Annotated in this window: 24 protein-coding genes, 1 pseudogene, 1 riboswitch and 1 other annotated feature; of the genes and pseudogenes, 9 read left to right on the forward strand and 16 right to left on the reverse strand. The window is 35.6% G+C overall.

Annotated features, from left to right (window positions below):
- Positions 1–285: 285 nt before the first annotated feature.
- Positions 286–483, forward strand: coding sequence for a hypothetical protein (locus MKY70_RS26265; protein WP_002166501.1), 198 nt, complete (start codon positions 286–288; stop codon positions 481–483).
- Positions 484–588: 105 nt separating this feature from the next.
- On the opposite strand, the gene MKY70_RS26270 is transcribed toward MKY70_RS26265, so the two are convergent.
- A complete protein-coding gene (locus MKY70_RS26270; protein ID WP_000533787.1) occupies positions 589–1,092 on the reverse strand; it encodes a DinB family protein in 504 nt (167 codons plus the stop codon).
- Between the two features lie 369 nt (positions 1,093–1,461).
- On the reverse strand, positions 1,462–2,040 hold the full coding sequence (locus MKY70_RS26275) for an LOG family protein (protein WP_445662070.1): 579 nt from the start codon (positions 2,038–2,040) through the stop codon (positions 1,462–1,464).
- A 73-nt stretch (positions 2,041–2,113) separates the two neighbouring features.
- Here MKY70_RS26275 and MKY70_RS26280 point away from each other — a divergent pair, with 73 nt between their 5' ends.
- The 3 genes from MKY70_RS26280 (at position 2,114) to MKY70_RS26290 (ending at position 4,468) form a co-directional block, all read left to right on the forward strand.
- On the forward strand, positions 2,114–2,437 hold the full coding sequence (locus MKY70_RS26280) for a MazG-like family protein (RefSeq protein WP_341026078.1): 324 nt from the start codon (positions 2,114–2,116) through the stop codon (positions 2,435–2,437).
- 53 nt (positions 2,438–2,490) lie between these two features.
- Positions 2,491–2,997: a ferritin gene (locus MKY70_RS26285; protein ID WP_000949400.1), complete on the forward strand. Its 507-nt coding sequence runs from the start codon at positions 2,491–2,493 to the stop codon at positions 2,995–2,997.
- Positions 2,998–3,298: 301 nt separating this feature from the next.
- Positions 3,299–4,468, forward strand: coding sequence for a DUF418 domain-containing protein (locus MKY70_RS26290; RefSeq protein WP_088033286.1), 1,170 nt, complete (start codon positions 3,299–3,301; stop codon positions 4,466–4,468).
- A 46-nt stretch (positions 4,469–4,514) separates the two neighbouring features.
- Here MKY70_RS26290 and MKY70_RS26295 read toward each other — a convergent pair whose 3' ends face one another.
- The 4 genes from MKY70_RS26295 to MKY70_RS26310 form a co-directional block, all read right to left on the reverse strand.
- Positions 4,515–5,696: a NupC/NupG family nucleoside CNT transporter gene (locus tag MKY70_RS26295; RefSeq protein ID WP_341026082.1), complete on the reverse strand. Its 1,182-nt coding sequence runs from the start codon at positions 5,694–5,696 to the stop codon at positions 4,515–4,517.
- 487 nt (positions 5,697–6,183) lie between these two features.
- Positions 6,184–7,365, reverse strand: coding sequence for a NupC/NupG family nucleoside CNT transporter (locus MKY70_RS26300; RefSeq protein WP_002089478.1), 1,182 nt, complete (start codon positions 7,363–7,365; stop codon positions 6,184–6,186).
- Positions 7,366–7,664: 299 nt separating this feature from the next.
- Positions 7,665–9,107 (reverse strand): alanine/glycine:cation symporter family protein, encoded by a 1,443-nt coding sequence (locus MKY70_RS26305; RefSeq protein WP_033708503.1) that lies wholly within the window; start codon positions 9,105–9,107, stop codon positions 7,665–7,667.
- A 222-nt stretch (positions 9,108–9,329) separates the two neighbouring features.
- Complete coding sequence (locus MKY70_RS26310; RefSeq protein ID WP_341026084.1) at positions 9,330–10,760, reverse strand: alanine/glycine:cation symporter family protein; 1,431 nt, start codon at positions 10,758–10,760, stop codon at positions 9,330–9,332.
- 304 nt (positions 10,761–11,064) lie between these two features.
- On the opposite strand from MKY70_RS26310, the gene MKY70_RS26315 reads away from it, so the two are divergent.
- Entirely contained in the window at positions 11,065–11,703 is a 639-nt protein-coding gene (locus MKY70_RS26315) for an NAD(P)-dependent oxidoreductase (RefSeq protein WP_341026085.1), read from the forward strand.
- 41 nt (positions 11,704–11,744) lie between these two features.
- On the opposite strand, the gene MKY70_RS26320 is transcribed toward MKY70_RS26315, so the two are convergent.
- The 3 genes from MKY70_RS26320 to MKY70_RS26330 form a co-directional block, all read right to left on the reverse strand.
- On the reverse strand, positions 11,745–12,683 hold the full coding sequence (locus MKY70_RS26320; protein ID WP_341026086.1) for a thioester domain-containing protein: 939 nt from the start codon (positions 12,681–12,683) through the stop codon (positions 11,745–11,747).
- Positions 12,684–12,805: 122 nt separating this feature from the next.
- Positions 12,806–13,645: an aldo/keto reductase gene (locus tag MKY70_RS26325; protein WP_341026087.1), complete on the reverse strand. Its 840-nt coding sequence runs from the start codon at positions 13,643–13,645 to the stop codon at positions 12,806–12,808.
- A 15-nt stretch (positions 13,646–13,660) separates the two neighbouring features.
- Positions 13,661–14,824, reverse strand: coding sequence for an MFS transporter (locus tag MKY70_RS26330; protein WP_341026430.1), 1,164 nt, complete (start codon positions 14,822–14,824; stop codon positions 13,661–13,663).
- Positions 14,825–15,207: 383 nt separating this feature from the next.
- Between MKY70_RS26330 and MKY70_RS26335 the strand changes: the two genes are divergently transcribed.
- From MKY70_RS26335 to MKY70_RS26345, 3 genes are all read left to right on the forward strand, one after another.
- The gene (locus tag MKY70_RS26335) at positions 15,208–15,552 is read left to right on the forward strand and encodes a winged helix-turn-helix transcriptional regulator (protein WP_088033313.1); all 345 of its coding nucleotides are present in this window, start codon (positions 15,208–15,210) and stop codon (positions 15,550–15,552) included.
- 435 nt (positions 15,553–15,987) lie between these two features.
- Positions 15,988–16,428: a DUF1641 domain-containing protein gene (locus MKY70_RS26340; RefSeq protein WP_002016003.1), complete on the forward strand. Its 441-nt coding sequence runs from the start codon at positions 15,988–15,990 to the stop codon at positions 16,426–16,428.
- A 44-nt stretch (positions 16,429–16,472) separates the two neighbouring features.
- On the forward strand, positions 16,473–17,651 hold the full coding sequence (locus MKY70_RS26345) for an NAD(P)/FAD-dependent oxidoreductase (protein ID WP_002016002.1): 1,179 nt from the start codon (positions 16,473–16,475) through the stop codon (positions 17,649–17,651).
- 264 nt (positions 17,652–17,915) lie between these two features.
- Here the strand turns inward: MKY70_RS26345 and tyrS are convergent, their stop codons facing one another.
- Positions 17,916–19,178 carry a tyrosine--tRNA ligase gene (gene tyrS, locus MKY70_RS26350; RefSeq protein WP_012261963.1) on the reverse strand — a complete coding sequence of 421 codons (1,263 nt, stop codon included), beginning with the start codon at positions 19,176–19,178 and terminating at the stop codon, positions 17,916–17,918.
- Positions 19,179–19,235: 57 nt separating this feature from the next.
- Positions 19,236–19,452, reverse strand: a binding site (T-box leader).
- 107 nt (positions 19,453–19,559) lie between these two features.
- Positions 19,560–20,477, reverse strand: coding sequence for a UDP-N-acetylmuramate dehydrogenase (gene murB, locus MKY70_RS26355; RefSeq protein ID WP_002016019.1), 918 nt, complete (start codon positions 20,475–20,477; stop codon positions 19,560–19,562).
- A gap of 351 nt (positions 20,478–20,828) precedes the next feature.
- Between murB and MKY70_RS26360 the strand changes: the two genes are divergently transcribed.
- On the forward strand, positions 20,829–20,948 hold the full coding sequence (locus MKY70_RS26360) for a DUF3967 domain-containing protein (protein ID WP_002016020.1): 120 nt from the start codon (positions 20,829–20,831) through the stop codon (positions 20,946–20,948).
- A gap of 92 nt (positions 20,949–21,040) precedes the next feature.
- Here the strand turns inward: MKY70_RS26360 and MKY70_RS26365 are convergent, their stop codons facing one another.
- From MKY70_RS26365 to MKY70_RS26385, 5 genes and pseudogenes are all read right to left on the reverse strand, one after another.
- The gene (locus tag MKY70_RS26365) at positions 21,041–21,328 is read right to left on the reverse strand and encodes a DUF3986 family protein (RefSeq protein WP_060749387.1); all 288 of its coding nucleotides are present in this window, start codon (positions 21,326–21,328) and stop codon (positions 21,041–21,043) included.
- Positions 21,329–21,348: 20 nt separating this feature from the next.
- Positions 21,349–21,828: pseudogene (locus MKY70_RS26370) on the reverse strand (hypothetical protein); the annotation flags it as partial.
- Between the two features lie 130 nt (positions 21,829–21,958).
- Positions 21,959–22,354, reverse strand: coding sequence for an SET domain-containing protein (locus MKY70_RS26375; protein WP_000573650.1), 396 nt, complete (start codon positions 22,352–22,354; stop codon positions 21,959–21,961).
- Between the two features lie 211 nt (positions 22,355–22,565).
- Positions 22,566–24,068 carry a DUF4077 domain-containing protein gene (locus MKY70_RS26380; RefSeq protein ID WP_341026090.1) on the reverse strand — a complete coding sequence of 501 codons (1,503 nt, stop codon included), beginning with the start codon at positions 24,066–24,068 and terminating at the stop codon, positions 22,566–22,568.
- A 34-nt stretch (positions 24,069–24,102) separates the two neighbouring features.
- Entirely contained in the window at positions 24,103–25,161 is a 1,059-nt protein-coding gene (locus MKY70_RS26385; RefSeq protein WP_002167413.1) for an endonuclease/exonuclease/phosphatase family protein, read from the reverse strand.
- A 219-nt stretch (positions 25,162–25,380) separates the two neighbouring features.
- A riboswitch (Fluoride riboswitch) is annotated at positions 25,381–25,440 on the forward strand.
- Positions 25,441–25,473: the final 33 nt, after the last annotated feature.

Raw genomic sequence — 25,473 nt, forward strand, 5'->3', positions numbered from 1 at the left:
GCCACCGGAGCTGGATACCACTTAAAGCGGAAGCGGCTCGTTCAGAGTCGCTTTTTTTCTATGGGGTTGTCATGCATATCAGTACATGAAATTTATATCAGCGATTTTCCAATTATATCGACTTACCGACAAATCACGACAATATTAGCCCCCCTCTCCTCTACTTTTATCAATATATTACAATCCCTTTTATGTTAAAATATAGGTAACACCCTTTAGTAAAATAGATCCAAAAAAGCTTTTCCATATTCATCATTTACTACTTAAATGGCGGGAGTGGTTCAGTTGAAAGACTACTTAATTAGAGCATTTTTTGCGTTAATAACAGTTGGGATTCTCTTACTTATAGCTAATATTTTCAATATACGTGTCGAGGTTAAAGACTATGCTTTCCTCGTTGTTGTAGCAATTGGTGGCGGCTGGGGTGGCTGGTACCTGTATAAAAAACAAAGTAACAATAACAATAAAGGCATTCCGAAATAATATGGAATGCCTTTTTTCTCTAATACATAATTAAGCTTAAACCACTAATAAAAGCAGTCCCCAAAAACATCATACAACACATATTCTATCGTAAATAAAAAGAATTCATTTTGAATATAGAAATAGTCCAAAATCTTGCATAACAGAGGTATGCCCCATTTGCCGCAACATTGTGGCTATATTCCCACGGTGATATGCTCCGTGGGTGACGACGTGTAGTATTGTTTCAGAAACCGTCGTATCCAGGAGCCCAGCATACGGATTATCAACCTCAAACACTTTTTCATAATCTTGTTGACTACTTAAAAGTTCTTTATATCGTTTAGATAATTCATAAAAACTAGTTTCCATTTCCTCAATATTTTTTGTTTCTAGCTGTTCTTTCAATTGGTCTGTGTGTACCATTGCATCACTCATACTTTTGCCAGAAATGATCTCGAGCCAGGCTAAATCTGTGAGGTATATGTGAGACATTACTTTTGCCACCGAAGAAAAACCACTCTTAACTTCCTTATGGAAAATGTCTTGCGGTAGTTCTTTTAAGCGATTTAAAATAACTTCATTTGCCCATAAGTGGTAATTATACATTTTTAATACAGAACGACCCATGCTCATTTCTCCTCCAATTTTCATTTTAATGATTAGATTATGATACATAGCTGCTTAAAAATTCCCAAAGGATTACATCTATAAAATTTATTCTGATTACGATTAAAAAAACCTCTATTAACTTCATAAAAAACATTCGCCATCTTCCACAACCTGACCCTTTAACGGAACAATTCTATGTCACTCAATAATTCCTTACTCACCGTTTATTCAGATGTTCTTTTTTTAAGTAAGCAAAACATACCTCCATCTACTTCCCCTCTTCCAACGATTTCACATCTCACTATCAATATATTTAACCAAATTAAAAACACATGCCTTTTTACGATAAAAAAGACATGTGTTTCTATAAATCGCTATAAAAATGTACTATGATAATTCCTTCCACTTCGTCCCCAAGACAGGACGCTCGTAATTTTGGATTTCATGAATTAGTTTATCTGCCGTCTCAGCGGAAACAATTAACTCTTTATTCGATGGATTCATAAAGCCTTCTTCTGCTGCCCGTTCAACCATTTGCAAAATTGGTCCGTAAAAGTCTTTTATGTTTAATAAACCAACCGGCTTATTATGTATACCAATTTGTGACCAACATACTACTTCAAATAGTTCTTCAAACGTTCCGTATCCGCCTGGTAATGCAATGAAAGCATCCGCAAGCTCTGCCATTTTCGCCTTTCGCTCATGCATCGTTTCTACTTCAATTAATTCTGTTAATCCTGTATGTACGATTTCTCCTCGAAATAGACCGCGCGGCATAACACCTGTTACACGTCCACCTAAACGAAGAACTTCGTTTGCTACTTCTCCCATTAATCCAACACATGAACCACCATATACGAGCTCATAGTCGTTCTCAACAAACATTTTCCCTAACTGGATTGCCTGCTCTTTAAACTCTGGTCTCTCCCCTAAATTAGAACCTGCAAACACACAAATCTTTCTCATTCCTACACCCCAAAACTATATATTGTCATGATACAATTGACATTGTACAACATATTGAGGGGATGAGGAAGAAATGGATATCGTTGCATTTCAAAGATGGGTTGAGGAATTTTACGAAAAACGAAGCTGGTCACAGTATAATGCCTTTATTCGCTTAAATTTCTTAATTGAAGAAGTTGGGGAAGTTTCACGAGTTGTTCGCGCTATTGAAATCGGCCGCGATCGTCCTGATGAAGATGCGAAAACAGAAGAAGAGCTAAAACAAGAACTAAAAGAAGAACTTGGTGATGTACTATCTAACCTTATTATCCTTTCGCAAAAATATGATTTGGATTTACAAGACATTATGGACGCACACGTCACAAAGCTTTCGAAAAGGTTCGAAGCACTCAAATGAGAATGTTATCAATTATGGTATAATATTCTTGTCACAATAATAAGGGGGATTTTATGTTATCTAAAAAATTGCACGACGCATTAAATGAACAAATGAACTTTGAATTTTACTCTGCCCACGCTTATATGGCAATGGCTGCATACTGTACAGCTGAGAGCTATGATGGATTCGCTAACTTTTTCCTTGTACAAGCTGAAGAAGAGCGTTTCCACGCAATGAAGCTTTACAACTATATTAATGACCGCGGTGAGCGCGCTATTATTACTGGATTCGATAATCCAAATAACGAATATGAATCTGTACTGAACGCTTTTGAAGTAGCACTTGAGCACGAGCGTGAAGTAACGAAACGTATTTATCACTTATCTGATATCGCTTGGGATGAGCGTGAGCATGCAACAATTACATTCTTAAAATGGTTCGTTGATGAGCAAGTAGAAGAAGAAGCTTCATTTGATAGCATCATCCAAAAATTAAAACGTATTACAAGCGATTCAAACGCATTATTTATGCTAGATGCTGAATTAGAGAAACGTACATTTACGCCTCCAGCTGAGTAGTATTTCAATCACCTTAATGAATATATTAAGGTGATTTTTTTATTTTCTCTCTAGCTTAAAATAACCTTAAAATTCCTCGTATTTGACATAGAATCAGTAAAAAAATGGTATTATTTTCAATATAAAGTAAAACTTTAATCCGTGGGGTTTTGTTCATCCCCCACGGATCATTAGCCCTCACCAATCGGGCGTTTACGAGCAGCCCGACTCCCACCTAACTTCTTTGCTCCCGCCGAATTTTGAGGTGGGAGTCTTACTGCCCGCAAATAGCGGGATAAAACAATATACGAGGAGAGAAAAAATGAACCAACGTGTAGAATTTGTTGACGCCATTCGTGGTTTCGCTTTATTTGGCATTTTACTTGTTAATATAACATTAATTCAATTCGGGTTATTCGCTAATGAAAAACCCACTTATATTTTCGGAAAACTCGATGAAAGTGCTAATTGGTTTATTCAATTTTTCGGCACGCAGAATTTTATTTCCCTATTCTCTTTTTTATTTGGGCTTAGCATTATTTTGTTACAAAAAAGTATTATCGCAAAAGGAAAAAAGTTTTTCCCTACATATATAAGGCGTATTAGCATTCTTTTACTACTAGGTTTCATTCACGGCACCTTTGTTTGGTCCGGAGATATTTTATTTGCATACGGGCTTATCGGGATTTTCTTAATGATGTTTATAAATAGAAAACCAAAAACATTATTGATTTGGGCAACTATTCTACTCGCACTCATTACACTTATGTCTTATCAAACTGATCCAAATACAAATATTAATGATTTTGCTCCTTATATTGAAAAAGAGCATAAAGTTCATGAAACTGGAAGCTATATGGATCATGTCAACTTTAGATTAACTGAAAATCCTTTCGAGTATATTGGGATTAACGGTTTCTTCGGACTAGTTTTCATATCAATTTTCGCAATAATTTTTATGTCCCCACTTTTCTTACTCGGAATGTATGTAGGAAAAAAGGGCTGGCTATTTGAGATTGATAAACACATACCTTCTATCAAAAAGATTTGGCTTATCACTGGTATTTTCTCTTTTACAATTAAAATCTTAGCCATGTTCGTAAAGCATCCAATTTTAATTATGTTACAAGATGGCCTTACATCAGTAACCATGACATTCTTTTACGGAAGCACAATTATTTTATTATTTCATTACAAAAAAGCATCGCGCTTACTAACATATATGGCGAATATGGGGAAAATGTCGGTTAGTAATTACTTAGCTCAATCCATTATCGCAACAACAATTTTTTACGGTTATGGCTTTGGCTTATTCGGTAAAATCGGATACTTCTTCGGTATTCTTTTAACCATCGGAATTTATACGATTCAACTATTGGTTAGCACATATTGGCTACGGAAATATCGAATGGGGCCTGTTGAATATGTATGGAGACTGGGAACTTATTTAGAGAGACCACGATTTAAAAGAAGTTTGGATAAAGCAAGTTAAACAAAAAAAGCAATGAGCCCACACGCTCATTGCTTTTCTTAATTTATTAAAGCATAACCCCAACGATAATCGCTGATAATATACTTACTAACGTTGCACCGTATACAAGTTTTAATCCGAATGAAGATACAACGTTTGCTTGTTTGCCATCGATACTCTTCGTTGCACCTGCGATAATTCCGATAGATGAGAAGTTCGCAAATGATACAAGGAAGATAGATAAAATACCTACTGTACGAGCTGATAAATCGCCAGCTACTTTTCCTAGATCCAGCATTGCAACGAATTCGTTCGTTACTAATTTCGTTGCCATAATTTGTCCTGCTGTTAGCATCTCTGATGTTGGAATACCCATTACGAATGCTAATGGTGAGAAGATGTATCCTAAAATGCTTTGGAATGTGATTCCGAAAATAGAATCGAACACACCGTTAATTGCTGTAATTAATGCTACGAAACCAATTAACATCGCCGCTACTGTTACAGCGATAGAGAAACCTAGCATAATATATTCGCCTAACATTTCAAAGAATGTTTGTTTCTTATCTTCTTGTAATTCTAAAATGTCATCTTCTTCGTTCACATCATACGGATTAATAATATGAATGATAATAAATCCACTAAATAAGTTTAGTACAAGTGCTGTTACTACATATTTTGGATCAATCATCTTCATATAAGAACCAACGATTGACATCGAAACTGTTGACATTGATGATGCACAAAGTGTGTATAAACGATTTTTCGGTAATTTGCTTAATTGATCTTTTACTGTAATAAATACTTCACCTTGGCCGACAATTGCCGCTGCTACTGCATTATATGATTCAAGTTTTCCTAAACCGTTAATTTTACTTAATACGAAACCGACTGCACGAATGATAATCGGTAAAACTTTAATATGTTGTAAGATTCCAATTAGTACTGCTAAGAAAATAATTGGTAATAATACTGTTAAGAAGAATGGTGCTTGTCCATCATTTGCTAGACCACCAAATACGAAATTAACCCCTGCTTCCGCAAATTTTAAAATAGCGCCAAATCCATCTGCAATCCCTTTTACTAATACAAATCCGACCTTTGTATTTAGTAAGAAATACGCAAGTACCAATTGAATTACAAGCATAACTGCAATTGGTTTATATTTAATTTTCTTACGATCTGAACTTATAAGGAACCCTAGTACAAATACTACAAGTAAACCGACTAGAAACATTACTAACTTCATATGTGAATCCTCCACTTCCATGAGTTATCAGTCGTATAACGAATGACGTCTGACCATTAATGTTAAAAAATATGAACCCCTAAAATATTTTGAACTGTCTTCTAAAATAGGTAAGCGTTTACATAAATTGCAATTTATAACAGGTAGTCTCTTCTTTTCTACCGTATTTAACGTCTGAAATGGATACCACCTACAAATCAAATTGTAAGCGTTATCTAATTGAAATGCAATATAAATTTTAAAAGATTTTTATATGTTAATATATTCCTAACCGATTGGGTTTTTTATGTAAATTCACCATAAAAAATAGCCCTAGCTATGAGCTAGGGCCTCCCTTTTTACCCCGCTTTAACGGGCAGTAAGACCCCCACCTCAAAATTCAGCGAAAACAAAGAAGTTAGGTGGGTGATTAACTGCCCGTAAAAGCCCGATTGGTGAAGGCTAATAATCAGCGGGGGATAAAGCCCCCACTGATTAAAGTTTCACTTTATAACATAACACCAACGATAATCGCGGATAAAAGACTTACTAATGTCGCACCGTATACAAGTCGTAATCCGAATGATGAAACAACGTTTGATTGGTTTTCATCGATTCCTTTCGTTGCACCTGCAATAATTCCGATAGATGAGAAGTTCGCGAATGATACAAGGAATACAGAAAGAATACCAACTGTACGAGCTGATAAATCACCAGCTACTTTTCCTAGATCAAGCATCGCAACAAACTCGTTTGATACTAATTTTGTTGCCATAATTTGTCCCGCTGTTACCATTTCTGCTTGCGGGATACCCATTACGAATGCTAATGGAGAGAAAATATATCCTAAAATAGCTTGGAATGTAATACCGAACACTGAATCAAACAAGCTATTGATTGCTGTAATTAATGCTACGAAACCAAGTAACATTGCTGCTACCGTAATCGCAATCGTGAAACCAAGCATAATATATTCGCTTAACATTTCAAAGAATGACTGTTTTTTCTTATTTTCTAACTTCAGTGTATCTTCTTCTTCTGTAATATCGTACGGGTTAATAATATGAATGATAATGAAACCACTAAATAAATTTAATACAAGTGCTGTTACTACATATTTTGGTTCAATCATTTTCATATAAGAACCAACGATCGACATCGATACTGTCGACATGGAAGATGCACATAGTGTATATAAACGATGTTTTGGGATTTTACTTAATTGATCTTTTACTGTAATAAATACTTCTGCTTGCCCAACAATTGCGGCCGCTACTGCATTATATGATTCTAATTTTCCTAAACCATTTACTTTACTTAGCATAGTACCAATAGCACGAATAAATATCGGTAAAATTTTAAAGTGTTGCAGAATTCCGATTAACACTGCAAAGAATACGATTGGTAATAAAGCTGTTAAGAAGAATGAAACCTCTCCTTTATTAACAAGGCCACCAAATACGAAAACGATTCCAGATTCCGCGTATCCAAGAAGCGCTCCAAATCCATCTGAAATTCCTTTTACTAAAATATAACCAATTGGCGTATTTAATAAGAAATACGTTAACGCTAGCTGAATAACAAGCATAATTGCGATTGGTTTATACTTAATCTTCTTACGATCAGAACTTATAAGAAAGCCGAGTACGAATACAACTAGTAGTCCTACAAGAAACATAACAAACTTCATTAATAAAATCCTCCATTTAACTCTTCATTAACGTTGAACGTCTGACTACTCAAAACAAGGAATAATCCGAACTTTCCATTTCTCCTCCAAAACCTTCAATCGGATATGAAAAACCATAAAATCTCTTGTCTCAAAGCCATTTTCCATTCTAACACAAATTATAACTCACATCCGCACTTTTATTAAAAAAATACATTTTATTATAAAACACTCATTAATGTTCGTATTTTCCCTCTTCCTTTAGTTTATCACCATAAAAAAAACGAGCATCAAATTTCTCTGATGCTCGTTCCTTTTTATTATACAGCTTTTTCTTTATCTGCTACTGCTGGCTTGTCCCAGCACTCTGTATTGTTTAAACCAGGAATAGACTCCGCATAAAAGACTGGATCTTTTCCTTGTTTCTTTTGTTTTACGTAATCTGATAATGCCGCGAAAGCATACTTAGAAAGGAATACAATCGCCACTAAGTTAATAATAGCCATGATACCCATGAATAAATCTGCTAAGTCCCAAACAATTTGAATTGTTGCTACAGAACCTAACATAACCATACCAAGTACCGCGATTCGATAAACATTTAGTAAAACTTTACTTCCATTTAAAAACTCAATATTTGTTTCACCATAGTAGTAGTTACCTACTAATGAACTAAATGCAAACAAGAAGATTGCAACTGCTACAAATATAGAAGCCCACGGTCCGATATGTTGACTTAATGCTTGTTGCGTTAATTGAATTCCGTTTAAATCAGCCGCTCCAGGCACATCTGATAATAAAATGATAAATGCTGTACAACTACAAATTAATAATGTATCTGTAAATACCCCTAAAGTTTGAATGAAACCTTGTTTAACTGGGTGCGTTACGTTTGCAGTCGCAGCTGCGTTTGGCGCACTACCCATACCTGCTTCATTTGAGAATAATCCACGTTTTACCCCTAGTAAAATCGCAGCTCCTAATCCCCCGCCCACTACTTCTTTAATTCCGAAAGCATGTAAGAAAATTTCTTTAAATACATATGGAATTGCCGTAATGTTTGTTACAACAACGAATAATGCCACTGCTACATATATAATTGCCATTACTGGAACAATCATTTCAACCGCACGTGCAATACGTTTTACTCCGCCGAAGATAATGATTGCAAGTAAACCAGCCATAAACAGACCTACAAACTTACCATCTGTGTTAAATGCTCCATCAAAAGCCGCTGCTACTGTGTTTGACTGCACGGCGTTGAAAATTAATCCGAAACTAACTGTTATTAGAACAGAGAAGACAACTCCTAGCCAGCGTTTCTTTAAACCCTTTTCCATATAATACGCTGGACCACCACGGAACGCATTCCCATCTTTTACTTTATAAATTTGCGCTAATGTGCTCTCTACAAATGCAGAAGCACCCCCAATTACCGCGATTAACCACATCCAAAATACCGCTCCTGGTCCACCTGCTGAGATTGCGATAGCTACACCAGCTAAGTTACCAGTACCTACACGAGAAGCTGTACTCATACAAAAAGCCTGGAATGATGATACACCACTTTTTTCTTTTTGCGCTTTTCTTGTTTTTGAACTCGCTCCATCCCCAAGTAAACGAATCATTTCTCCAAAGTAACGTATTTGAACAAACTTTACTCGGAAAGAAAAATAAAGCCCAAGTCCAATTAGCATTGCAATAATAATATATGACCAAAGAACATTATTTATATCCCCAATAACACTAGTTAAAAAATCCATCATTGCGTTCCCCCTCTTCATAACACTAAGAAGATTATATTCTAAAAACTTTTAACAATCAAGAATTTTCGACAAGAAATGTAAGGTTTTATGACATGAAAATGTTAACAATTATAACATCCGTATTTTTTATAAAAATTATATTAATCATCTTTTAGCCTTAATATCATTAATTACAACAAAAAAACGAGCATCGAATTCATCTCGATGCTCGCCTTTTTATTATACTGCTTTTTCTTTATCCGTTACCGCTGACTTATCCCAACACTCTGTGTTCGTTAAACCAGGAATAGAATCTGCGCTGAATACCGGATCTTTTCCTTGTTTCTTTTGTTTCACATAGTCCGCCAACGCAGCATATGCAAATCGGCCAAGAAGTGTAATCGCAATTAAGTTTGTCATTACCATTAGTCCCATAAATAAATCCGCCATATTCCATACAACTTGAAGCGTCGCAACAGAACCGAATAGTACCATTCCTACAACCGCAATACGGTAAATTGTTAACCAAGTTTTACTTTGTTTAATAAATTCAATATTTGTTTCACCATAATAGTAGTTTCCTAGAAGAGAACTGAATGCAAATAAGAAAATAATAATTGCTAAGAAACTGCTTGCCCACGGACCAATCTGTGAACTTAATGCATTTTGCGTTAACTCAATACCTTCTAAATTTGTTGCTTTATATGCACCAGAACATAGTACGATAAATGCCGTCGATGTACATACTAAGAATGTATCTACTAATACGCCAATTGTTTGAATAAAACCTTGCTTTGCTGGGTGTGTTACATCCGCTGTTGCTGCCGCGTTTGGTGCACTACCCATACCTGCTTCGTTCGCAAATAATCCGCGTTGAATACCAAACTTCATTGCAGCACCAATACCGCCACCTACAGCTGAATCTAAACCAAATGCCCCTTTAAAGATTTCTGTAAACATATCCGGTATTAAATAATAATTTTTAATAACGACGAAAATAGCTACTGCAATATAAATAATTGCCATCGGCGGAACAATCATTTCTGACATACGCGCAATACTTTTCACACCGCCAAAAATAATAACCCCAACCAATACCGCAAGTACAATCCCTACAACATAACGCTCAATACCAAAAGCATTTTTAAATGCTAATGTAACTGTATTTGCTTGTACGGAGTTGAAAATTAATCCGTAAGTAATTGTAATTAGAATAGAGAACCAAATTCCCATCCAACGTTTATTTAAACCTTTTTCCATATAATAAGCAGGACCACCACGGAAGCCACTGCCATCTTTTACTTTATAAATTTGCGCAAGCGTACTTTCTACGAAACTTGAAGACGCCCCAATAATCGCAATAACCCACATCCAAAATACAGCTCCTGGTCCTCCCATAGAAATAGCTAGCGCTACACCAGCTAAGTTCCCGATACCAATACGAGCTGCTGAACTCATACAAAATGCTTGGAATGACGATACACTTCCCTTTTTACGTGTCTTTCCAGTTAAGCCATCACTCATTAATCGAATCATTTCCCCTAAATGAGTAAGTTGTACGAATTTCAATTTAATAGAAAAATAAAGCCCTAAACCAATTAACATTGCAATAAGAATATATGACCAAAGAATTGTATTCGTTGATGAAACGAATTGTTCTAAAATATTCATACAATTAACCCCTCCTTTTCTCCATAAATCGAATTATATTCAAAAAATATTCAAAAATCAACATTTTTCGACAATTTATAACTTCCAAATATTAGGATTCACCTTACGAATACAATGCTCTTTTCTGAATCTACTTTCATCAGGTGCGCATACTAAAATAAAAAATAATTTCATAAACAACACCATTGACAAAAATGCACACCTGTAACTATAATGATTACATCGAGTTGTAACAAACCTAATTACACTAAATTCATTTATTTTTAGATATACACTTTAATAAAGAAACTTGGAGGGAATCATTATGAAAATTGGAATTATCGGAGCAAGCGGAAAAGCAGGAAGTCGTATTTTAAAAGAAGCATTAGATCGCGGACATGAAGTAACTGCAATCGTAAGAAGCGCTGCAAAAATTACAGAAGAAAATGTAAAGATTTTAGAGAAAGATGTATTCACTCTTACATCTAATGACCTACAAGCATTTGATGTAGTTGTAAATGCATTCGGTGCTCCAGCCGGACAAGAACACCTTCACGTAGATGCAGGAAACATACTTATCGAAGCTATGAAAGGTGCACCTAATACAAAATTACTTGTTGTTGGCGGCGCTGGTAGCTTATTTGTAGACGAAGAGAAAACAACACGTGTATTTGATACACCAGGATTCCCAAATGAATATCTTGCAACTGCTCAAAACCAAGGTAAAAACTTAGAAATCTTACAACAAACAAATGATATTACTTGGACATTCATCAGTCCTTCTGCACTATTCGCATTAGGAAAACGTACTGGCTCTTACCAAGCTGGTAAAGATAATCTTCTTGTTAATGCAAAAGGTGATAGCTACGTAAGTTATGAAGACTTCGCAGTTGCAGCACTTGATGAAATTGAAAATCCAAAACACGTAAACGAACGCTTCACAGTTGTTTCTGAAGCTGAATAATAAAGAAAGCTCGTAAACATAATGTTTACGAGCTTTTTTCATCATCTGTTATATTGATTCGGTTTATGTGGTTCATTTGGTGTATAGGGTTTATTTGGTTTATTATCATGACCATTTGACTTTTTCCAACTAACCGCTAACTCTGGACTTGTCTTCTCTTCACTACGCTCAAGTAATACAACCGCATTTTGAATTGTTGGTGTGCCTTTATGTGCAATTCCTTGTAATTTCGTTAAATTCCCTGATACTTTAAAGCTAAATCCACCTGCTGGCGTTTGTTTCGGAATTAAAATGCGGAACTTCTCTCCAACATTAAATTCGGCTTTCGCTTCACCTTTTTCATTTACGAACTTCGCGCCTTCTGGTGCACCTGTTGCTTGTACTTTATACGTTCCGCTTTTTGCATTTGTTTGCACTGTATATAAACCAGTTTCAAAAAACTCATCTTTTAATACGGCTTCTTGTTCTTCTGACGGTATTACACTCATCGTAATTTCTTGTAAATCTTCACTAGCATTGGCTTTTTCAACTATAGCTTTCGTGACTTTTTCTACATTTTTATTACGGAAATCTAAATCGTTAATATCAATTTGTTTTAACGCATTCCACACCGCAAGCTGCGTTGCGTAATGTGCATCTCTCCAGTCAGAAACACCTAATTCTTGTGGGCTCTTCTGCGGATACCCGTTTAATAGTACACGGTACACGTTAATATCTACTTTACCCATTTCAGGTAAATCTTGGCCGCTCGGAGATTTCAAATCTACATTTAAGCAAAAAGCAATTTTGCCATCTGCCGTTTTAATAAGCTCTGTTCGAATTGGTTTCTTCTTTGACCTACTATAACTCCAATCCATTTCATACTTCGTATGATCCATAACTTCTGCGAATGCTTTTTGAAGTGGGAATAATAAGTTCGCAAATACAAATAAAACACTCAAAAAAGCGGCCACTAGCTTGAACGATCGTTTTATATTCATGTCTACAACCCCTTATATAATAACAAATTTACTACTATTTATTATTTAGTTAGAAACGTTTTTTATGCATAGACAAAATAAAAAAGAGTGCAAACTTTTTGCACTCTTTAAACTTACCTCTATTAGAAATCAAAGTTATCTGGATCTGGACCGACGCGGTGATTTTGGTTTAATGCATCGATTTTTTCCATATCTTCTTTAGTTAATTCAAAATTAAATACATCAGCATTTGCAATAATGCGGTGTTCTTTCGTTGATTTTGGAATTGTAATAACTCCATTTTGTAAGTCCCAACGTAAGATCACTTGCGCTGTCGTTTTGCCGTGTTTATCAGCAATTTCTTGTAATGTTTCGTTATCTAATAATTGACCTTGCATAAGTGGTGACCATGCTTCCATTTGAATACCTTGTTCTTTACAGAAAGCTTGTAATTCTTTTTGTGTTAAGCGAGGGTGGTATTCTACTTGGTTGATCATCGGTTTAATTTCTGCATCTTTCATTACATCTTGTAAGTGATGGATTTGGAAGTTACTTACGCCAATTGCACGTACACGCTCTTCTTTATAAAGTGTTTCTAGCGCTCTCCACGTATCTTTATATTTCCCTTCTACAGGCCAGTGAACAAGATATAGATCTAAATAATCTAGTTCTAATTTTTTTAAACTCTCTTCATACGCAGCAATTGTTGCTTCATATCCTTGATCTGCATTCCATACTTTTGAAGTGATAAATAATTCTTCTCTTGAAATACCAGTTGCTTCAATACCTGCACGAATTCCTTCACCCACAGCTTTTTCATTTCCGTAAATTGCAGCTGTATCGATGCTGCGGTATCCTGCTTTAATCGCCGATTTTACAGCTTCTACAAGTTCTGGTCCTTCTTCTACTTTAAATACACCTAAACCGAACCAAGGCATTTCTACACCATTATTCAATACTGCTTTACTTTGTAAATTTTTCATTTTATTTTCTCTCCTTTATTTTGCTTGATCTCTTTTTTCTAATGTCACACTCCACGCTGTTAAAATAACAGCGCCTACTACCATAATGCCGCCTACCCAAGCAGTATGGATTAATCCTAACGAATTCGTTACAAGGCCACCTATATAAGAACCTAAAGCAATTCCTGCGTTAAATGCGGCAATATTAATCGCTGAAGCAACATCAACCGCACTTGGAACGAAGCGCTCAGCCAATATAACGACATATACTTGTAGCCCTGGAACATTCATAAATGCGAATAACCCCATGAAAATAATTGTGATTAATCCAGCTACTTTAAATGGTGCTGTAAATGTTAAAACAAATAATATAATCGCTTGAATAAAGAACATGTAAAATAGCGCTCGAATCGGATTATGATTCGATAATTTTCCGCCGACCATATTCCCTATCGCAATTGCGATTCCATACACTAATAAAATGATGGTAACAGTACTTGCTTCAAATCCTGTTACTTCTTGTAATAGCGGTGATAAATACGTAAATGTTACGAATGTTCCGCCGTATCCAAGTGCAGTAATAATGAAAACAAGTAACAGTCTTCCATTTTTAATTAGTTTGAACTGATCACGAAATGATACAGGTACACCATTTTTTAAATTAGATGGGACTAATATACTGTTTGCGATGAAAGCAATAATTCCAATTACCACAATCGCCATAAACGATGCTCTCCAGCCAAATTCCTGACCGATAAATGTCCCAATTGGCACACCTGTAATAGTCGCAACTGTTAATCCAGTAAACATAATCGCAATTGCACTAGCACGTTTATTCTCTGGTACGATTGCCGCAGCAATTGTAGATCCTATCGACATAAACACACCATGCGCAAATGCAGATACAATCCTTGCGATAATTAGTACAGTGAAGCTTGTTGCTACCGCCGCAATGCCATTACCAATAATGAAAATAACCATAATCCACATTAATAATGTCTTTCGCGACATACTAGCCGTTAACGCTGTTAAAACAGGAGCTCCTACCGCTGCTCCTAACGCATATAAGGAAACAGTTAAACCAGCTGTTGTAACCGAAACATTTAAATCTTTTGAAATAGATGGTAATAAACCGACACTAATAAACTCAGTTGTACCAATCCCAAACGCACTAATTGCTAGTGCCAATAAAGCAAACATACTTCTTCGATTCGTCTGAACTTCTGAAGATGATACTGTATATGAACTCAATTGAATTCCTCCTTATTACAAGAAATCCAATCATAATAGTATGATAAAAAGGCCCTTTTATCTTCTAAAAAATATATTTCATACTTACAAATGCTATTATGAATGGTTTCATCCTTTTTTTGAAGAACGCACTTTAAAGTACGATAGGCACTAAAAAGTAACATAGTCACTTTTCAGTACCATACTACTCATTTGCCTCTTACATGTGCTATTATGAAACATATTTAACATAATAAAAAGTACGTACTTTAAAGTGCTATAGGTACTAAAAAGTAACATTTTTATTATTTAGCTTACTTTTGAAATCTGCATTTACCAAAGGAGGGTTTCATATGAAGAAATACAATATTCCTGTAGAGGCGACTTTAGAGGTTATCGGCGGAAAATGGAAAGTTGTTATTCTTTGTCACTTAACGAAAGGTACAAAGAGAACGAGTGAACTAAAACGTTTAATGCCTGGTATTACACAAAAGATGTTAACACAGCAATTACGTGAATTAGAAGACGACGGCGTTATTCAAAGAAAGGTATATAATCAAGTCCCACCAAAAGTAGAATATTCTCTTACCGACTACGGTTGGTCTTTAGAATCGATCCTTGACTCTCTTTGTACTTGGGGCGAATGCCATCTTGAAAAAGGCGGCAACACCTCGATGCTAATCGCAGAGAGTGAATAATAAGAAAAAAGGAAAAAACGAACGTGAATTTGTTTGTTTTTTCCTTTTTTTATTATTATATAGGTATACTTCTCATCGAAGTAAAATAATTTATGCGCTTTCATACCTTGTCATTACTAGGTTACGGGCTCAATATCAAATAATTAGGAATCATTTTTATGTTAACATACGTGTATATAGTATATAATATAGGATATATATTATATACACTTTCCGATAAGGGAACTTTCCATTATGCGGACAAGCCATGTATCGGACAGTTCATAAATAATAGGTAGGACATTATGGTTTTGGATTTATGATTTCAGCTTACTTGCTATCATAAATTTAAAGGCATTTTATTGTGCTTTGTGAAACTTTGTATAAAGTTTCATAAGCGTTTACTATCTTACCTATAAAAAATAAGAGTATTGCTATCGTAAAGGAGAATTGGAGATGCCAGAAACTATGACTCAAACAAAGCCAGAACAAGAAACTGTACAAATTTCTGCTAGCCAAGGACAACTTGATGTACTTGATCAGTTGTTAAAACCTGAGGTACAAGAATCATTAACAACACTAGTAGAACAGCTTCCAAAATTAACTGAGCTTGTTAACATTTTAACTAAGTCTTATGACTTCGCTCAAACTGTTGCTACTGATGAAGTATTAAAAAGCGACACTGTTAGTGCAATCACAGAGCTTGTAGAACCTGTAAAAGATACAGTGAAAAGCATGGCTGCAACTGCTATCGAAGCGAAAGATCGTGCTGATGAAAGCAACGAAGTTATCGGCCTGTTCGGTCTATTAAAATTACTAAAAGACCCACAAGCACAAAAAATGTTCCGCTTTGTGAACGCATACCTTCAAATTAGTGCAGAACGTAACAATAAATAATTTAACTTATAACAACAATTAGTAAAGACGGGGGATATCATACTATGTCAAAACAAATTGTCATCTTAGGCGCTGGTTATGGCGGTCTTCTTGCCGCTTTAAACGTACGTAAATATTACAGCAAATCAGAAGCACAAGTTACAGTGATTAACCAATACCCAACACACCAAATCATCACTGAATTACACCGCCTTGCAGCTGGTAACGTTGCTGAGCAAGCAATTGCAATGCCACTTACAAAGCTTTTCAAAGGTAAAGACATCGATCTTAAAATTGCAACAGTTGAGTCATTCTCAGTTGATAGCAAAGAAATCAAACTAGCTGGTGGCACTACTTTATCTTACGATGCACTTGTAGTTGCTTTAGGAAGTAAAACTGCTTACTTCGGTATTCCAGGACTAGAAGAAAACAGCATGGTATTAAAATCTGCTGCTGATGCAAACAAAATCTACAAACATGTTGAAGACCGTATTCGTGAATACGCTAAAACGAAAAACGAAGCTGATGCTACAATCGTAATCGGTGGTGGCGGATTAACTGGCGTTGAGCTAGTTGGTGAGCTTGCTGACATTATGCCTAAACTTGCAAAAAGCCACGGCGTAAATCCAAAAGAAGTTAAACTTCTTCTTGTTGAAGCAGGTCCAAAAATCCTTCCAGTATTACCAGACCACTTAATCGAACGTGCAACTGCTAGCTTAGAAGCACGCGGTGTTACATTCTTAACAGGTCTTCCTGTAACAAACGTTGCTGGTAATGAAATCGACTTAAAAGACGGTCAAAAAATCGTTGCTAACACATTCGTTTGGACAGGCGGCGTACAAGGTAACCCATTAATTGGTGAATCAGGTCTTGAAGTAAACCGCGGTCGTGCAACTGTTGATGCACATCTACAATCTACTTCTCACAAAGACGTATTCGTTGCTGGAGACAGCGCTGTTGTCTTCTCTCCAGACGGTCGTCCATACCCACCAACTGCACAAATCGCTTGGCAAATGGGTGAGTTAATTGGATACAACTTATACGCAGCACTAGAAGGCAAAGCATTCGAAGAGTTCGCACCTATCAACTCTGGAACACTTGCTAGTCTAGGACGTAAAGATGCTGTTGCTACAATCGGAGCAAGCAATACTCCGCTTAAAGGTTTACCAGCATCATTAATGAAAGAAGCAAGTAACGTTCGTTACTTATCACACATTAAAGGTCTATTCAGCTTAGCTTACTAATCTGAATACAAGCCCGAATCATGCCCTGCATGGTTCGGGCTATTTTTATCCCGCTATTTGCGGGCTGATAATCAGTGGGGATGAACAAAACCCCCCACTGATTAAAGTTTCACTTTATCCGTAATTTTCTCTAACTTATTTATTCGACAAAAGAATAATATAACCTCTTTAATTATCAAAATATACTGACTTTTTTATGTCGAAATTGTGTATATGAAAAGAGCGGAAGTAGATATCTTCCCTACTTCCGCTCTTTCACAAGAACTATTCTCCTAATTCCACTAAGCTGTAGTTCTTCTTCCCTTTACGAATAATGATGAATCGTCCATCAAATGAATTTTCTACAGTAACATCCCTACTGACATCCGTTACTTTTTCACCATTCATAGATATAGCCCCATTATTAATATCTTCACGCGCTTGACGTCTAGAAGGTTCAATTCCTAAATCAACTAGCCACTCTACGATATTTTTCGTCTCTTTTGAAGATTGGAATGTCGGCATCTCTTTAAAGCCTTGTTCAATTTCATCAGCTGTTAACGACTTAATATCTCCGCTAAATAACGCTGCTGTAATTTTCACTGCCTGTAAAAATGCTTCTTCTCCATGAACGAATTTCGTCATTTCTTCCGCTAATACTTTTTGTGCTTCACGTTTATGAGGCTCTGTTTCTACCTTCGCTGCTAATTCATCAATTCGCTCTTTCGTTAAGAACGTAAAGTATTTCAAGTATTTAATTACATCACGGTCATCTGTATTCACCCAGAACTGGTAAAATTCAAACGGTGTTGTCTTTTCCGGATCAAGCCAAATAGCACCACCTGCTGATTTACCAAACTTCGTACCATCTGATTTTAATAATAATGGAATCGTTAATCCGAATACTTTCGCTTCATGACCTTCTAACTTACGAATTAAATCTAAACCACTCGTAATATTTCCCCATTGATCACTACCACCAATTTGCAATTGAACATCTTCTTTTGTGTATAAATGATGAAAATCCATCGCTTGCAAGATTTGGTACGTGAATTCTGTGAAAGAAATCCCTGTATCTAAACGACTTGCGACAATATCTTTCGCTAACATGCTATTTATGCTAAAGTTTTTTCCGTAATCACGTAAAAACTCGATAATGTTTATTTTATGTGTCCAGTCATAGTTATTTACCATCTTCACTTCGCTATTCCCGCCAAAGTCAAATAGCTTTTTCATTTGCGCTGTTAACGCATCTACATTATGCTGCACCACTTCTAAAGTTTGCAGTTGACGCTCTGATTGACGTCCACTTGGATCACCAATTGTTCCTGTTGCCCCGCCAATTAAAATAACCGGATGATGACCAGCTAATTGGAATCTCTTCATCATCATAAACGGAATCAAATGTCCGATATGCATACTATCACCAGTCGGATCAACTCCGCAGTATAGTGAAATCTTTTTCTCTTCTACTAACTTACGTAAACCTTCTTCATCTGTCTGCTGATTCACAGCACCGCGCCATTCTAATTCATCAATAATATTCATCTTTTGTCATCCCCTTTATTTTTTTGAAAACAAAAAAGCCCCTATGTCTACAATAGACATAGGGACGATTATTCACCGTGTTACCACCCAGTTTGCATAAATAGCATAGCTATTCATACCACTCTTAGCAATAATATCGATTGCTAGTCCGCTTAGCGTTACCTAAGATACTCCAGAGTGTAATTCACAAGTTTGTTTGTGCTAGGTTCCAGCAATCCCTAGCTCTCTTTAATAACAGTGACAAACTGCTACTGGGCTCTTTCAACGTATATTTTATTTGTTAAATTATTAGCCATTATATTGAATCCAAATCAAATTGTCAACAATACCCAAATGTTATTTCGAAATAATTCATACTTTTATACGTTTTTTATTCAAAGATTACTGTAGATCTTCTCCAATAATCCTTACTTCTCTCTCTAATTTCACACCGAATTTTTCTTCAACAGTTGTTTGTACGAAATGAATTAAATCGATATAATCTTGTGCAGTTCCGTTATCAACATTCACCATAAATCCAGCGTGTTTTAAAGAAACTTCAACTCCGCCAATTCGCTTACCTTGCAGTCCTGATTCCTGAATAAGCTTACCCGCAAAATTATTTGGTGGACGCTTAAATACACTGCCACATGAAGGATACTCTAAAGGTTGTTTTGATTCACGCTTATACGTTAAATCATCCATCTTTTCCTTAATCTCTTCACGTACACCTTCTTCAAGTTCAAACCTCGCTTCAAGAATAATGTAATGATTGTTCGCAAATACACTCTTACGATATCCAAATTCAAATGCATCTTTCGTTAAAGTACGTAGCTCTCCATCACCTGTCATTACGACAGCTTCTGTTAGCACATATGCAACCTCACCGCCATATGCACCAGCATTCATATATAACGCTCCGCCAACTGAACCTGGTATACCACAAGCAAACTCAAGTCCTGTTAAACAGTGATCTAATGCAATTCGTGACACATCAATAATTGCTGCACCACACCCCGCAACAATCGCTGTCCCTGTTACAGTAACATTTGTAATATGAATTAAACTTACTGTAATCCCGCGCAGACCACCGTCTTTAATAATAACATTAGAGCCGTTTCCTAAAAACGTAACTGGAATATTGTATTGATTCGCATACTTTATAACTTCTTGAATTTCATCATAATTCGTAGGAGAAACGAACACATCCGCTTTCCCGCCCACTTTAATATGCGTATGATTCTTTAACATTTCATCTTGCTTCACATGACCTTCAGGCAATACTGTACTTAAATATTTATAAACCTCGTGCATATTCATTTTACGATTCCTCTATTTCTATAATCTTTTTATCCCGCTATATACGGGTCCATAATATCCCCACATAAAAATGCATTCCAAAACAACAGCTAACGTGGTGAATACAGTGTACATAAAGCACACCTATAAACCTCTTAAATTATAAGAGGTTCCACTCATATTAAAATATATATCGCATAATAAAGCAACCCAAATGGGCTACTAAACTTGACATGTAACCATATAGACAACAATTTGTAAAATATATAGGTTTTTCAAAGTAATACCCTTCAATATCTTACTATACCATACGAAAGAAAAGTGGTATTTTTTTGTAATCTTTACTTTGTTTATGACATATAAGAAAATCGATTGAAAGCAGGAGATAAGACTCTCATGAAGATACTAAGTGAGATACAGGAATCAAAGGATTTAACGAAGGAATTTCAAGATGAAGTGGCAGTTGCGAAAGAGAAGAAAAAGCCGTGGTAGAAGTTTTGGTAAGGTTTGTATATAAACTACAAAAAGGTAGAAAAGTATACTTTTCTACCTTTTCGATTAGTGGAATAAAGATAAACCAAATTTTAAACAATGCTATTAGTTTTTAACCACTTTTCAAAAATTAATCTAGATTGTTCTTCAGTAGCATCTTTATCCCCTATTGAAAATATTTTCAAACCGTAACCAACAAATTTCCCACCTAAATTATGTTTACTAGCATATTCATACAAAAAATCCGCGTCAGCTTCATATTCTTCAATAAAAACATCCCATATAGGCTTGTCTATTTTCTTATATGCAATAACTTCTAAATCATATCCATCTTCATAATATCCTATATGCATATGTTGGTGTTCTTCATAGTTACACATACTATTAAATAATCTCTCCTTTACCAAATAATATGATGATCATTCAAATTTGGCGGGACATGATAATGTAAATATGGTCCTTTATTTTTTACTGGACCATAATCTAACCTAAATAACACTTTTTTAGTAACTTTAGATCTGACTTGAATAATTCTAGTTTTATATGGACCTTCAAGAATATATTTATTTGGTGCGTCTAATGCTTTTTGTACATAAGGTCTCGCTATTTTCCAACCTTTATCTGCAGCTGTTCTTCCCACTTTTGAAGTTAAAACCCTTAATGCTCCAATAACAAGAGCTGGTAATATTTCTTGTTTAACTATTAATTCACCTGTAAGAGGATTTTTTTCAATAACATATTCAACTCTTGGTTTACTTAGTTCTCCTTCTAATTGTAAAAATACAGGGTCAGTTACTAAAAAATCATATTCGTTCTCGAATTTTTCAAAATCGAAGTTAGAAACATCAACATTAGATAAATCAATACCACCATCTGCCTGTCAGCTACTAGACGACTTGGCTCTTACTTAGAGACTGGATTTTCACCAGCAAGCAGCGGACCAGATGAGCTGGACACGCCATAAAAAAAGAGCACATCCCACAGAATGTGCCCTTTCTATACTCATTAAATTATTTTTCGTTCTCTTCTTTTTCCTTATCAAACCATAATAGCTCATCGTCATCAACTTCACCATTATAATTGATTAGAATCTCTTCTCCCGCTTTTATATCTTTGTAAGCAAAGAAGTTAAACGTATGATTCTCGAAGACAATATCATACGTTGCATTCGGATTATATGCATGATTAAATAACATGCCGTATCCTAACAGGAATGCCGTATGATTTACCCCATACTCAAATGCGTAGTCAGCAAGTAACGTTTTCTCAATGTGTTCATGCTGTTCATTCGGATAAGAGATAACTGGTGCTGAGTGAATCAACTCACCCTTTTTAATATCACGAGTTGCAAATACCCCTCTATTAAATTCTCCATCACTAAGTTCAGAAGTCTTAACTTCGATCATATGCGTCACCTATATAATTCTTTCTTTGAAGTATTTTATTCCGCTATTTGCGGGGTTCAACTAATAATCAGTAGCGTATAGCCCCACTAATTAAAGTCTCAGTTTATCTCCTTAAGCTTGGCAGAAAACGCGCAGAAAAGCAATTAAATTACTATCAAGTATTCATTTAAATGAAAAAAGAGCACACATGGTGTACCCTTTTTAAGAGATATTACTTTTCTAAAATATCTTCTAGCAACTTCACTTGCTCGCTAACAGTATGTAACGTCTTCACCGATATATTATTTCGATGCTTTTCTTCTTCAACACTCGCTAACACTTCTTCCGTAGCTGCAGAAGTTTGTTGAATTACGTTAGAAGCATGTGTAACGTCCTTTACGATATTCGTCGTTTTAGCTTGGAAACTTTCTTGATGACCAACAATCTCCCTCATTACATCATTAATCGCATCAATAAACTTCCCTAAATCCGTTACATTCGTCAAAACACTTGCTAACATTTCGTTACATTCTTCTTGTACTCTTTCTGACTTCTCTACCAGCACTTCTACTTTACTTGCTTGATTACTAAACTCCTTCAAAATTCCTTGAATTCTCCCCGCAGAACGATTCGATTCTTCAGCAAGCTTTAATACTTCATTCGCTACAATAGCAAAACCTTTTCCATGCTCGCCTGCCCTTGCAGCTTCAATATTTGCATTTAAAGCTAGCAAACTCGTCTGACTTGAAATATTCGTTATTACATCTACAATTTCATTAATTTGTTTCGATTGTGTCATTAATTCTCTAAATATCGTTCCTGATTGTGAAACAACATCATTTAAACTTCTCATGTTAGCTTCAAAATTTCTTAAAGTATTTACACTACCCTTTGAGATTTCCAAACTTTTATCAACACGCATCGACGCATTTCTTACTTGAGAGATGATTTGGTCAATATTTCCCTCCATATCATTCAATACTTCTACTGAACGTGACATCATCTCTGATTGCGATTGAGTTCCCACTGCTACTTCTTCAAAAGCAAAGTTAATTTCACTCATTGACTCCATCGATATATTCATATTTTGTCTTAAATGATTGAAATTACTATCTAACTTCACAACAGTTTCCTCAATAAGCCTTTGCGTTTCTTCTAACTCCTGAGCTTTCTTCATCACCGCTTGCTTCTCATCCCTTAAACGAGCCAAAAGATTAGAACCAATCTTTGTGACACCCCACATAGCGATCGTTACAATCGCTAACAAGCTTGCGAAATTTGCAGCTTCAGATGACGCTGTATACGCAAAAAATTGATTTGGCCAATAACTACAAAGTATAAATGTAACAACAACTGCTACCCCGCCAAGAATTAAAATAAGACGTTCACTCAAATAAATAAGTGAAACCGCTAATGTAAAATAGACCATTTGAAATACAGCTGGGCTTTCATTAAATGCTTGTACCATAATGAAAGACATAATAAGTAGCATACATGTCATGATGTATTTATACATTGCTTCCATACTTTCTATAAAAGTAAGCAGCGTTCCAAATACTACGATAGAAATACCACACATCCAAAATACTATTGCTCTCTCTGTAAAAATATATCCGTAATACCCAATCGCGATTATCCCAAGGAAGAAACTACACATCGTGATAAATAGCAATAAATGATTTTTCTGTGATTCTTTCTCAAGGTTAGAAAAACAAGTTCTCTTTAACCACTCCATATATGAAGCCCCACCTTCTACTCATACGTATCGATTACTTCAGCTTGAATACCGCACTCACTGGGTTATGATCGCTATTTTCAAACTTCAAATCTTTCCCTTGTACATTTACAATTTCAACATTCGGTGAAACGATAAAGCCATCAATAATCGTGACGAAATTTTCACCTTCCACATATTTCTTCACATCATCTCTCACAGTCATAACAGACGGATCTACAGCCCACTTAAAGCCACCATCAGTAAAGTCCTTTGGTAACTCTACTAACCACTCAGGACGCTCTTTCACGAACTTCGGATCACTTAACTGAGCGTTAGAAATTAATTGATTCCAGTCTCCGCCCATTATTACATAATCACCATTTTTATAATGCTTGTTCATATATTCTTTTAAATACTCCACTTGCTGCTTTCTAATTTTTCCGCCTTCATCATAAGCAGACAAATGTAAATTTACGAGTCTAACAAATTTCCCATTATTAACAGGAATTTTATGTTCAACAATCGCTCGGTCTAAATCAAATAAACGCTTTGGCCACGGCTCCATTCCAGGAAGCTGAAATCTCTTCGCTGTTTGAACCGTATATTTAGAAAATGTACTTAATCCAGCTTCAGCATATCCCATTGGACTTGTGATTGGTACAGGAACCCATTTTGTATCATAGTTCTTTCCGAACGAAGAAGTATAATCAGGCAGTCCTTTTTTCAAAAATTCATGCCCATTTACATCAAATGATCGCATTGATTTTATATCTACTTCTTGTAATAGCGCAAAATCACTATTCTCATTTTGTAAAAACGAAAGCATATTCTTTAAGTTAGTTTCCGTTTGTTCTTTACTACTTGAACCAGACCCTTTTCCCCCATCCATAAAGAAGTCTTGATCCTTATCTAGTCCAGCATATCCAATATTAAATGTTGTAACTTTAAATTCATTTTCATGCGCAATTACGCGCTCCTTATTGTTTTCCACCTTCAAGCTTATAACATCAGCCGGCTGTTCTTTTGTAAGTGTCATATAAGCTAAAAACCCACCTACAACTCCCACACCTACTAAAATACATATAAGTACTATTTTTAATAACTTTTTCAAACAAACGACTCCTTTTCTAAAACATACGATTTTACTTTTCTTTATTTTCAGTTAAATAAAAAAATGACAGACATACGAAATATTTTATCACACTGAAAACCTTATATCACTATATTTAGTTTATAAGTAATGATTCCTTATCTTAAACTATTATATAAATACAAAATGCACCAACTTCTCCACTGGAAATTAAACGCAATGTTTAGTACACTATATGTAATAATCATAGGCGATGGAGTTCGCCATAACCGCTGCTTAGCTAATGACTCCTACCAGTATAACTACTGGTAGGAGTCTATTTTTTTGAGCAAG

Source organism: Bacillus sp. FSL R9-9492 (assembly GCF_038007365.1).
Lineage (GTDB): Bacteria > Bacillota > Bacilli > Bacillales > Bacillaceae_G > Bacillus_A > Bacillus_A mycoides.

What these genes read in the sequence shown, in the direction of transcription:
- MKY70_RS26270 (WP_000533787.1), bottom strand. Translation starts at nt 1,092, where the DNA reads ATGGGTCGTTCTGTATTAAAAATGTATAATTACCACTTATGGGCAAAT.
- MKY70_RS26275 (WP_445662070.1), bottom strand. Translation starts at nt 2,040, where the DNA reads ATGAGAAAGATTTGTGTGTTTGCAGGTTCTAATTTAGGGGAGAGACCA.
- MKY70_RS26280 (WP_341026078.1), top strand. Translation starts at nt 2,114, where the DNA reads ATGGATATCGTTGCATTTCAAAGATGGGTTGAGGAATTTTACGAAAAA.
- MKY70_RS26285 (WP_000949400.1), top strand. Translation starts at nt 2,491, where the DNA reads ATGTTATCTAAAAAATTGCACGACGCATTAAATGAACAAATGAACTTT.
- MKY70_RS26290 (WP_088033286.1), top strand. Translation starts at nt 3,299, where the DNA reads ATGAACCAACGTGTAGAATTTGTTGACGCCATTCGTGGTTTCGCTTTA.
- MKY70_RS26295 (WP_341026082.1), bottom strand. Translation starts at nt 5,696, where the DNA reads ATGAAGTTAGTAATGTTTCTAGTCGGTTTACTTGTAGTATTTGTACTA.
- MKY70_RS26300 (WP_002089478.1), bottom strand. Translation starts at nt 7,365, where the DNA reads ATGAAGTTTGTTATGTTTCTTGTAGGACTACTAGTTGTATTCGTACTC.
- MKY70_RS26305 (WP_033708503.1), bottom strand. Translation starts at nt 9,107, where the DNA reads ATGGATTTTTTAACTAGTGTTATTGGGGATATAAATAATGTTCTTTGG.
- MKY70_RS26310 (WP_341026084.1), bottom strand. Translation starts at nt 10,760, where the DNA reads ATGAATATTTTAGAACAATTCGTTTCATCAACGAATACAATTCTTTGG.
- MKY70_RS26315 (WP_341026085.1), top strand. Translation starts at nt 11,065, where the DNA reads ATGAAAATTGGAATTATCGGAGCAAGCGGAAAAGCAGGAAGTCGTATT.
- MKY70_RS26320 (WP_341026086.1), bottom strand. Translation starts at nt 12,683, where the DNA reads ATGAATATAAAACGATCGTTCAAGCTAGTGGCCGCTTTTTTGAGTGTT.
- MKY70_RS26325 (WP_341026087.1), bottom strand. Translation starts at nt 13,645, where the DNA reads ATGAAAAATTTACAAAGTAAAGCAGTATTGAATAATGGTGTAGAAATG.
- MKY70_RS26330 (WP_341026430.1), bottom strand. Translation starts at nt 14,824, where the DNA reads ATGTTTGCTTTATTGGCACTAGCAATTAGTGCGTTTGGGATTGGTACA.
- MKY70_RS26335 (WP_088033313.1), top strand. Translation starts at nt 15,208, where the DNA reads ATGAAGAAATACAATATTCCTGTAGAGGCGACTTTAGAGGTTATCGGC.
- MKY70_RS26340 (WP_002016003.1), top strand. Translation starts at nt 15,988, where the DNA reads ATGCCAGAAACTATGACTCAAACAAAGCCAGAACAAGAAACTGTACAA.
- MKY70_RS26345 (WP_002016002.1), top strand. Translation starts at nt 16,473, where the DNA reads ATGTCAAAACAAATTGTCATCTTAGGCGCTGGTTATGGCGGTCTTCTT.
- tyrS (WP_012261963.1), bottom strand. Translation starts at nt 19,178, where the DNA reads ATGAATATTATTGATGAATTAGAATGGCGCGGTGCTGTGAATCAGCAG.
- murB (WP_002016019.1), bottom strand. Translation starts at nt 20,477, where the DNA reads ATGAATATGCACGAGGTTTATAAATATTTAAGTACAGTATTGCCTGAA.
- MKY70_RS26365 (WP_060749387.1), bottom strand. Translation starts at nt 21,328, where the DNA reads ATGTGTAACTATGAAGAACACCAACATATGCATATAGGATATTATGAA.
- MKY70_RS26375 (WP_000573650.1), bottom strand. Translation starts at nt 22,354, where the DNA reads ATGATCGAAGTTAAGACTTCTGAACTTAGTGATGGAGAATTTAATAGA.
- MKY70_RS26380 (WP_341026090.1), bottom strand. Translation starts at nt 24,068, where the DNA reads ATGGAGTGGTTAAAGAGAACTTGTTTTTCTAACCTTGAGAAAGAATCA.